Consider the following 8911-nt stretch of genomic DNA (forward strand, 5'->3'; position numbering starts at 1 on the left):
AACGTCGCCCGAACACGATTGACTTCATGTGCGTCCACACAGTCCTCATGCCCCTGAACACGGCACGCAGACAGACGTAACGGAGTCCTACTAGGTGTCACGCAGTTATCGAAGTCGCAGGTCTCGGCCATGGCCCGGCACCTGGACAAGCAGGCCACCGCATTTCGCAACCGGCTGCGGGAGCCGGACCGTATGCGTTCATCTGGGTGGACGCGCTGACCCGGCCGTGCAGGGTGCGTTACATGCGGCGCCGCTCTGTCGGCGGCAGTAACGGTCGAAGTCACCCAGCCTGGGGCTACCGTCCGCGGACGGCGGCGCCCCGGGAGACGAAACTCCGCGCGCGCTGAGGGAGACTGGCGGCCTCCAGCGCACTGTATCTCCCGCTCGCCACGAGCTGGAACTTGACACCCTCCCGACCCTCGGGGTGCTCGTAGCCGTCGGGGAGGAACCGCCGGTAGTGCTCGCTGGCGCGTTGGAAGAACTGCGGGCGCTCGGAGCGGGAGAGACATCCCTCGAGATTGAGAAGGAAGAGGTAGTGACGGATCATACGAGTGAAGAGGAAGGGAGCCACAACCTCCAGGGCGCCGCGCTCCTCGAGCAAGTCGAAGCTGTCTTCGTACCGGCCGAAGACGTCGAAGTGGGTGCCGCCCGGTGAGCCTGCGGGGTGTTGAGTGTGCCGACGGCGGATCTGGACGCAGTTCCACTTCAGGACAGCGACCCGGTCGGCGGCGAGCATGGCACGGTGGACGACTGCGACCTCCTCGTGGAGACCGTCAGGGAACGCGAGTTCCTGCCGGATCCACAAGTCGCGGCGGACCAAACGGTCCCAGGAGTAGGCGGGAGCACCGAACAACTCGGGCTGGTCCATCGCGGCGAAGGGCTCACGTCCCTGCCGGGCAAGCAGGCCGGCGGCGGCACCGGGCCATGAGCAGCCGCGATGGAGGCGAGTGTGCCCGAAGAGAAGAACATCCGGCTCGTCTGCCGATTGCAGCCGATCGACCATCGCCTGAAGCGTTTCACCCCCGATGACGTGATCGCTGTCCAGGAACAGCAGGTAGTCACCGGCGGCGCGCTCCGCCCCCGCGTTGCGTATCCGGCCGATGCCGGCGACGCCCGTCAGCCGCACGACCGAGACCCGCCCATCCCGCCGAGCATAGTCATCCACCAAGCCCGCAGGGCATTCAGCAGACTGGTCCAGGACCGCGACAACCTCCACGTCCCGGAAGGACTGGTTCAGTATCGAATTCAGGCAGACCCCCAGCTGTCCCTGAAGGTCGTACGCGGCGACTATGATGCTGATCATCAGCGTGAACTCCGCTCTAAACGCTGCGAGATGAACAGGGGGCGGGCCCGCCACGGGGTGGTAAACGAGCCGCGCCCCTGTCTTGATGCCGCCCGCGTACCTCCCCCCGGAGATCAGGCGGCGTGATCCCGACCGGGGTCACTGTGTTCAGCGCGTCCCAGGTCCTGCGTGTCACAGGGGGCGGCCCATCGTCACAAGATCACCAAGTTTGTGCTCGATCTCCTGCTGCTGACGAACGCGACTTCCGGCAGAGCCGGGAGCAGCCCCCGCAGTCCGCCTGAAACAAAATCACCGACTCTACGAAAATCGGGGCAGCTCACATCCTGAAGCCCCGGCAGGCTTGCCCACGCTCCGGGATCCGGTCACTTCGCTGGCGTGGAGGGCAGTGAAGTCGGCGTGCGCGGCCTCGACGGCTTCGGGGTACGCCTCCCTCTTCCCGTGCCCGGCGAGCGCCCGGTAGGTGCTGGCGACGGAGGGGTCCTGTCCTTTGCGCTTGCCGGTGGGGATGACGAGGTCGCGCTGGCTCTGTTCGACGGACTCGCCGCCCGCGCGGCGCTGCAGCACGGTGTGGAGCATGTCGTCGGTGATGACAGGGAGCCGGCCGCTGCCCTTGGCCTTGCGGGCGGCGGTGTCGAGCCCTTCGATGGTGGCCACGCGGATGTTCTCCCTCAGCGTCCAGGCCCTCGTTGACCAAATCTCGGCGGACCACGGGGAGGGGTTCTTGCCCCCGGTGGCGGTCAGGGACGGAGGAGGGTTTTGATAGCGCGGCGTTCGTCCATGGCCTTGTAGCCTTCGGCGGCCTGGTCGAGGGGCAGGGTGAGGTCAAAGACGCGGCCGGGGTGCCACGATCGAGGCCTCGCCAGGGCCGGGCGTCTCGCCCGCAACGGCCTGACGTCGAGCCGTATCTGTCCCGGCTTCAGTTCCGAAGAGCATCGGCGTTCGTCTTCTTCCCCGCCCGCCTGGCCACGGCCGGTGCGGACTTCGCGGTGGCCGCCGAGTACGGCGCCGCATACCCGCCCGTCGACCGTCTCCCGGCCGGTGACGCCGTCGTCATCGTCATCGTCGTCCTGGCCGTCACCGTGCTGGCCGCGACCGGACCTGAGGTGCCCGCCGCGCTGGGCGTGCTGGCGGCCGCGGCCGCCGGCCGGCTCGCGCGTGCCCGGCCGGGGCTGGGCTCGGACGTGCGCCGCGCGTTCGGCAGGGCGCTCTGATGGCTGGCCGACCGCTCAGCCCGCTTCCAGACAGTACGCCCCCTCAGCTGCGGGCTCTCGTGCAGCGGCTGCGCAACGCCAAGGAGACCTCGTGGCCCGCAACGCCGCCGTTGACCACCGCCGCCGCGACCGCTCCGTACCGGTGGGGGGTCACCGCCGCCGACTTCGCGGGCACCGCGCTCGCGCCCGTCCGCGACCATGCCGGCGCCGTCGAAGACCGCTCCGTCCTGGTCGGCGCCCCGCGCGCGCTCGCCCCCGCGCACCGCGAAGCGGTGGTCCGCGTCCACGTCATGGGCCAGGCGAGCGAGGACGTCGCCACACAGCTGGGCGTTCCGCGCGGGACGGTCAAGTCCCGTACCCAGCACGGCGTCCGTGCGCTGCGGGCGGAGTTGGCGCGCCTCGGCATCCGCGGCGCGGCGGCCTGGGCGCCCGCTCCCACGGCAGAATGCCGCGCTGACACCTTACGGGGGCCGCACCCCGTGGCGCCGTTGAGACATGTCACAGGTGTGACACCAGAGGCCAGTGACATGCTCACCGCCACAGCAGATTCTGTCGGACAGCGCGTGACTCCCAGCTGTACGAGAGGTGCTTGGCTGATGGCATGGATCCGCCTGACGGCGGCGATATCGACAGGATTGCTGCTGGCCGCCGGAGGCGTACCGGCCGCCTCCGCCCAGACGCCCCAGGACACCGCGGCGCGACCCGCCAACGGCCAGGGCGCGCCGCCCGTGACCGTACCCCTGGTGACCGGCGACCGCGTGACGGTGACGCCGGGGGCCGACGGCCGCCGCGCCGCCTCGGTCGAGCCGGGACCCGGCCGTGAGGACATCGTCTTCCGCACGTACCAGGAGGACGGCGGCGACCTGACGGTGCTGCCGTCGGACGCTACGGACCTGGTCTCCGCCGGGACGCTGGACCGGCGTCTGTTCGACGTCTCCACCCTGATCGCCCAGGGCTACAACGAGGGCGGCACCTCCGCGCTGCCACTGATTGTCTCCGCCTCCCCGCGCGGCGGCGTGGCCCGGACGACCGCGAAGAGCGAAAAGGCCGCGGCCGCCGTCGCGGACCGGGTCGCCGCGTTCAACGAGGCATCGGCCCCGGCGCGGACCCTCGCCAGTATCGGCGCGCGGTCGCTGCGCGTCGCGGACGACGACCTCGGCGCCTTCTGGAAGGCCTTGAACCCGGGCGACACCGAGGGCACCGCCCGCGCCGCCGCGACCCCGCGGGTGTGGCTGGACGGCCGGGTCGCGCCGGTGCTGGACCGCAGCACGGCGCAGATCAACGCGCCTGCGGCGTGGAAGGCCGGGTACGAGGGCCAGGGCGTGAAGGTGGCCGTGCTGGACACCGGCGTGGACGCCGCCCACCCTGATCTGGCGGGCCGGATCGCGGAGTCGAAGGACTTCTCGGGCAGCGGGAACACCGTGGACCACTTCGGGCACGGCACGCACGTGGCGTCGATCGTCGGCGGTACGGGCGCGGCGTCCTCCGGTTCCCGCAAGGGTGTGGCGCCGAAGGCGGAGCTGCTGATCGGCAAGGTGCTCGGCGACGACGGCTACGGCTCGGAGTCGCAGGTCATCGACGGCATGGAGTGGGCGGCCTCCGAGCACGCCAAGGTCGTCAACATGAGCCTCGGCTCCGACGAGCCGACCGACGGCACCGACCCGATGAGCCAGGCCCTCAACACGCTGTCCGCCTCTGGCGACACCCTCTTCGTCGTCGCGGCGGGCAACGCGGGCGAGAACGGGGACTCCACGATCGGTTCGCCCGGTGCGGCCGACGCCGCTCTGACGGTGGGCGCCGTGGACCGCGACGACTCCCTGGCCTCCTTCTCCAGCCGCGGTCCGCGCCTCGGCGACAAGGCCGTCAAGCCCGACGTGACCGCCCCCGGCGTCGGCATCGTCGCCGCGCGCGCGTCCGGCACCACCATGGGCGACCCGGTCGACGCGAACTACACGGCGGCGTCCGGCACCTCGATGGCGACCCCGCACGTGGCGGGTGCCGTCGCGCTGATCGCGCAGCAGCACCCCGGCTGGACCGGTCAGCAGTTGAAGGACGCGCTGATCAGCACCGCGCACACCGTGCCGGGCACGAAGGCGACCGAGCAGGGCGGCGGCCGGATCGACATCGCCGCGGCCATGGGCGCGGTCACGGCCACCGGCAGCGTGCTGCTGCCCGCCGTCCAGGTGGGCGGCCGCAAGCAGCAGTCGGCGACCCTGCACTACACCAACGCCGGTGACAAGGCAGTGGACCTGAAGCTGAGCGTGGCCCTGGCCAACTCCGACGGCGTGGCCCTGACGGCCGGTGTCGTCGCGCCCGGCGCGAGCACCGTCCACCTCGCCCCCGGTGCCTCCGCCGACGTGCCGCTGAGCACCGACGCGAAGGACGCCAAGCGCGGCGCCTACTACGGCTACGCCACCGCGACCGGCGGGGACGGCACCGTCCTCGCCCACACCACGCTCTCCCTGGTCGTGCACGCGCCGCTGCACCGGCTCACCGTGATCGCCCGCGACCGCGCGGGCAAGGTGCTGCCGGACTGGCTGCCGACGATCTGGGGCCAGGACGGCTTCGTCTCGTACACCAGCGCCGACCCCGCGGTCGCCGTCGTCGAGGAGGGCACCTACCAGGTCGACTTCAGCACTTTGGACAACGCCTCGGACGGCCAGGAACTGGTCGAGGTGATCAACCCGCAGGTGAAGGTCTCCAAGGACACCACGGTGACGCTGGACGCCTCCAAGGTCACCCAGGTGCAGATCCGCACGCCCGAGCCCGCTGAGCAACGGGGGATCCTCAGCTACCAGACGTACCGGCGCATCGAGGGCCACGGCCTGATCCAGGGCGTGATGTTCTTCGACATCGCCAAGCGCATCTACGTCAGCCCGACCGCGCAAGTCACCGACGGCACCTTCGAGTTCGCCTCGCGCTGGCAGATGACGGCCCCGCAGTTGCGAGCGAAGGTGTCCGGCACTTCGGCGCCCTACGCCCCGTACTACCTGCCGACCTCACCGGTCTTCGACGACAAGGGCGTCCGGCTGACCGCGGTGGACGCCGGAGCGGGCACCGCCGCGGACTTCAGGGCCACCCATGTGCGCGGGAAGCTCGCTGTCGTCCGCTACAACTTCGGCAACGACGCCGAGCTGGCGAAGGCCGCCGCGGACGCCGGGGCCAAGGCGCTGATGCTCGTCATGCCCGAGGGCTTCTTCCCCTGGACGCGCTGGCAGCCGGACGGCGACCGCCTCGCGCTGCCGATCATGCGCGCCGGCTCGACCGAGGGCACCGACCTGCTCAAGCGCGCCGGTAAGCGCACCACCACGGTGGAGTTCTCCGGCACGGTGAAGAGCCCCTACCTGTACGACGTGATGCAGGTGTCCCAGCAGCGCGTTCCCGAGAAGCTGGTGTACACGGTCAGCGAACGCAACAGCGCGGTGGTGAAGGCCGCCTACACCCGCACCGGCGCCTCGGCCTGGGGGAGCGAGCAGCGCTTCGGCTGGCGCCCCTACCAGGAGTTCGCCTGGAACCAGTACACCCGTGACGTGCCGGTGGGACAGCAGCGCACCGAGTACGTGACGGCCGGTGACACGTTGTGGAGCCACACCGTGCACCACGACACCGTCATGGACCGCGACCTCGAGCTGGGCGTCGGCATGCAGGACGCCGCCCGCACCTACCGGCCCGGACAGCACGCCGCGGAGAAGTGGTTCGCGGGGCCGGTACGCCCGGCGATCCCGCACGGTGTGACGGGCTGGCCCGGCTCGGTGCGCAACGGCGACACCTTGTCCCTGCACATCCCGGAATTCACCGACTCCCAGTCCGGCCACTGGTCGTTCGCGGAGACCAGCTCGCTGGGTGGCGGTGTAGGCACCGGTGCCGCGGTGTCCGCGGTGGGCGACCCGAGCGACGTGGCCCACGCCGAGGTGTACCGCAACGGCCGGCTCGTGGCGCAGTCCGACACCGGGGCCTGGGGCGGATTCGAGGTGCCCGCGGGCAAGGCCAGCTACCGGCTGGACCTCACCACCGCCCGTACCTCCGCCGACTGGCAGTTCGGCACCGCCACCAGGACGTCCTGGACGTTCACCTCGGACACCGCGGCAACGGCCACGCTGCTGCCGCTGCTCCAGGTCGACTACAGCGCGCCGGTGGACCTTTGCAACGCGGTGGGTCCGCGCCGGTCGCACACGCTGGGGCTGAACGTACGGATGCCGGACGGCCTGGCCGCCCCGCGCGGGGTTACGCTCAAGGTCGAGGCGTCGTACGACGACGGCCGTACCTGGCACACCGCGCACACCGCCCGCACCGCGCGGCACGACGGCACGCGGTTCACCGCCGCGGTCGAACGGCCGTCGGGGGTGCGCGGGGACGCGTACGTCAGCCTGCGGGTAACCGCGGTGGACGCCGCGGGCAACACCGTGCGGCAGACGGTCGACCGCGCCTACCTGCACCGCGGCCCCTCCTCGGGGCAGTGACGGCGGCCCCGCGGAACGGCTGAACGACGGCGGGTGCCCGGGAGGAAATCCTGGCACCCGCCGTTTGCTTGCCCGGTGGTGGCCCGCGGTGCAAACTTCAACGGGCCGTTCCGCTTCTCGGGGCCGGCCGCGACGAGGGAGGGGCACGGCATGCTGGAGGCGGCAGGTCTCACGGCGATCGAGGAGACGGTCTACCGGCTCCTGGTCGGGACCGCGACCGCGTCGGCCCAGGAGGTCGCCGACCGGACCGGGCTCCCGCGCGACTCCGCCGAGGCCGTCCTCGCGGCCCTGCGCGGCAAGGGCCTCGCCAGCACCACCGACCGCGATCCGCTGCACTACGCGGCCGTACCGCCCGACGTGGCGCTGCTGCCGCGGTTGCAGCGCAACGCCGACGCGCTCGACAAGGCCCGTACCGCCGTCACCGACCTCCTCGACAGCTACCGCAGTACGCGCCGCAGGCACGACCCCGGCCAGCTCATCGAGGTCATCACCGGAGCGGAGGCGCTGCGCCAGCACCTGCGGCAGATGCAGGACAACGCGCGCCACGACATGCTCTGGTTCTGCAAGGCGCAGTACGTGGCGATGCCCTCGGGCAGCAACCGCGCCGAGTACGACGCCCTCGCCCGCGGGGTGCGCTACCGCGTCCTGTACGAGCAGGCCTTCTTCGACGACGAGGGCGCCGTCGACAACGTCGTGGAAGGTGTGCGCGCCGGTGAGGTGGCCCGGTCGGTCCCGCACCTGCCGCTGCGCATGGCCGTGGCCGACCGCGCCATCGCCATCTGCCCGCTGGTCCCCGGTGGGCCCCAGGGCAGTCCCCATGTGGCGACGGCCGCGCTGGTGCGAGGCAGCAGCCTGCTGGAGGCGCTCATCTCGCTCTTCGAGCGCTACTGGGAGACCGCGGTCCCGCTGAACGTCAGCGCGTCCGGCGGGGTGGAGGGCAGCGACGGGGTCGTCAACGCCGACCCGCTGACCGAGACCGACCGCCGGCTGCTCTCGCTGCTCGTGGCGGGTGTCGCCGACAAGGCCATCGCGAGTCAGATGGGGCTGAGCAGGCGCACCGTGCAGCGCCACATCCAGCACATGATGACCCTCGCCGGCGCCGACACGCGGATGCAGCTCGCCTGGCAGGCCGCTCGCCGCGGCTGGCTCTGAGTCCCGCCGCTCCCAGACGAACTGACTGCTCGTCAGTCCTGGCGTGGTTACCGTCCGGTGCGGGGCCGGCCGGGCGCGGGCGAGCCCGTACGGACCGGTCGCGGCGGCGGCCGGGCGGCGGGCCCGGGCCCCCTGGCATTGGCCAGAGCTTTCCGCCCTCGCCGCGGACTCGGTCGGTCGGTGGGGCGCTTCGTATGGGACACCGCGGGACGACTGGCCTTCGAGCAGCTGCAGAACCGGCTTCAGCGGCGCGGACTGGACGTGCAGACCGAAGCGCGATCCGAGGACGGACGGGTGATCACCGACGTGCTGGTGACCGGCGCCGGCGCACGCGTGGGATGGGAGGCCCAGTACTCCCCCATCGCCGCCAGCACCGTGCGCCGGCGGTCCGCCAAGGGGCGTGTCGATCACCCGATTCTGCCGGGCGGATCGCACCGCCATCGCCGACTTTTCCCCGGAGTGACGCTCGCTGACGGCACTCAGGTGCGCGGGCGGTGGATCCGCGTACGTGAGCTAGACCGCAAAGGTGCATGGGCGCAGCAGTCGGCACTCGACTCCTGAGAGTCCGCCCACCTCAGACGCACTTGTCGACCAGGCGGTCGTACACCGCAACATCGGCGGCATGACCAGCACCTTTCATCAGGAGCATCTCGATGCTGACCTGACAAGTACCCCAGTGCTGTCGCAACTGGTTCTGGTCCAACTTCTGTGGTGTGCCTACTCCCTGTGACTGTTGATCTTGCTGGTAGATCTCGCGAGATCGTCTGGAAACTGCTGGTGGCGAC

At 71.1% G+C, this 8911-nt stretch carries 7 protein-coding genes and 2 pseudogenes; 5 read left to right on the forward strand and 4 right to left on the reverse strand.

Annotation, left to right across the window (positions count from 1 at the left end):
* Positions 1-90 precede the first annotated feature (90 nt).
* Positions 91-233: pseudogene (locus ACZ7L1_RS39025) on the forward strand (transposase); the annotation flags it as partial.
* Between the two features lie 62 nt (positions 234-295).
* Here ACZ7L1_RS39025 and ACZ7L1_RS39030 read toward each other — a convergent pair.
* The 3 genes and pseudogenes from ACZ7L1_RS39030 to ACZ7L1_RS39040 all read right to left on the reverse strand — a co-directional run.
* Positions 296-1303, reverse strand: coding sequence for a glycosyltransferase family 2 protein (locus ACZ7L1_RS39030; protein WP_471444444.1), 1008 nt, complete (start codon positions 1301-1303; stop codon positions 296-298).
* A gap of 297 nt (positions 1304-1600) precedes the next feature.
* Positions 1601-1957, reverse strand: coding sequence for a hypothetical protein (locus ACZ7L1_RS39035; RefSeq protein WP_471444445.1), 357 nt, complete (start codon positions 1955-1957; stop codon positions 1601-1603).
* Between the two features lie 83 nt (positions 1958-2040).
* Positions 2041-2145, reverse strand: a pseudogene (locus ACZ7L1_RS39040) (IMP dehydrogenase); the annotation flags it as partial.
* Here ACZ7L1_RS39040 and ACZ7L1_RS39045 point away from each other — a divergent pair.
* From ACZ7L1_RS39045 to ACZ7L1_RS39060, 4 genes are all read left to right on the forward strand, one after another.
* Entirely contained in the window at positions 2143-2514 is a 372-nt protein-coding gene (locus tag ACZ7L1_RS39045) for a hypothetical protein (RefSeq protein ID WP_471444452.1), read from the forward strand. The pseudogene ACZ7L1_RS39040 and the gene ACZ7L1_RS39045 overlap by 3 nt on opposite strands.
* Positions 2515-3110: 596 nt before the next feature.
* Positions 3111-6974, forward strand: a complete 3864-nt coding sequence (locus ACZ7L1_RS39050) for a S8 family peptidase (protein WP_471444450.1) — start codon at positions 3111-3113, stop codon at positions 6972-6974.
* Between the two features lie 150 nt (positions 6975-7124).
* Positions 7125-8126: a helix-turn-helix domain-containing protein gene (locus ACZ7L1_RS39055; RefSeq protein WP_471444446.1), complete on the forward strand. Its 1002-nt coding sequence runs from the start codon at positions 7125-7127 to the stop codon at positions 8124-8126.
* Positions 8127-8306: 180 nt separating this feature from the next.
* Entirely contained in the window at positions 8307-8687 is a 381-nt protein-coding gene (locus ACZ7L1_RS39060) for a competence protein CoiA family protein (protein WP_471444447.1), read from the forward strand.
* A 13-nt stretch (positions 8688-8700) separates the two neighbouring features.
* Here the strand turns inward: ACZ7L1_RS39060 and ACZ7L1_RS39065 are convergent.
* A partial coding sequence (locus ACZ7L1_RS39065; RefSeq protein WP_471444449.1) for a hypothetical protein occupies positions 8701-8911 on the reverse strand: 211 nt, incomplete at its 5' end.

This window comes from Streptomyces sp. NPDC107546 (assembly GCF_055639175.1).

Coding starts and splice junctions, on each gene's coding strand:
- ACZ7L1_RS39030 (WP_471444444.1), bottom strand. CDS start 1,303: ATGATCAGCATCATAGTCGCCGCGTACGACCTTCAGGGACAGCTGGGG.
- ACZ7L1_RS39050 (WP_471444450.1), top strand. CDS start 3,111: ATGGCATGGATCCGCCTGACGGCGGCGATATCGACAGGATTGCTGCTG.
- ACZ7L1_RS39055 (WP_471444446.1), top strand. CDS start 7,125: ATGCTGGAGGCGGCAGGTCTCACGGCGATCGAGGAGACGGTCTACCGG.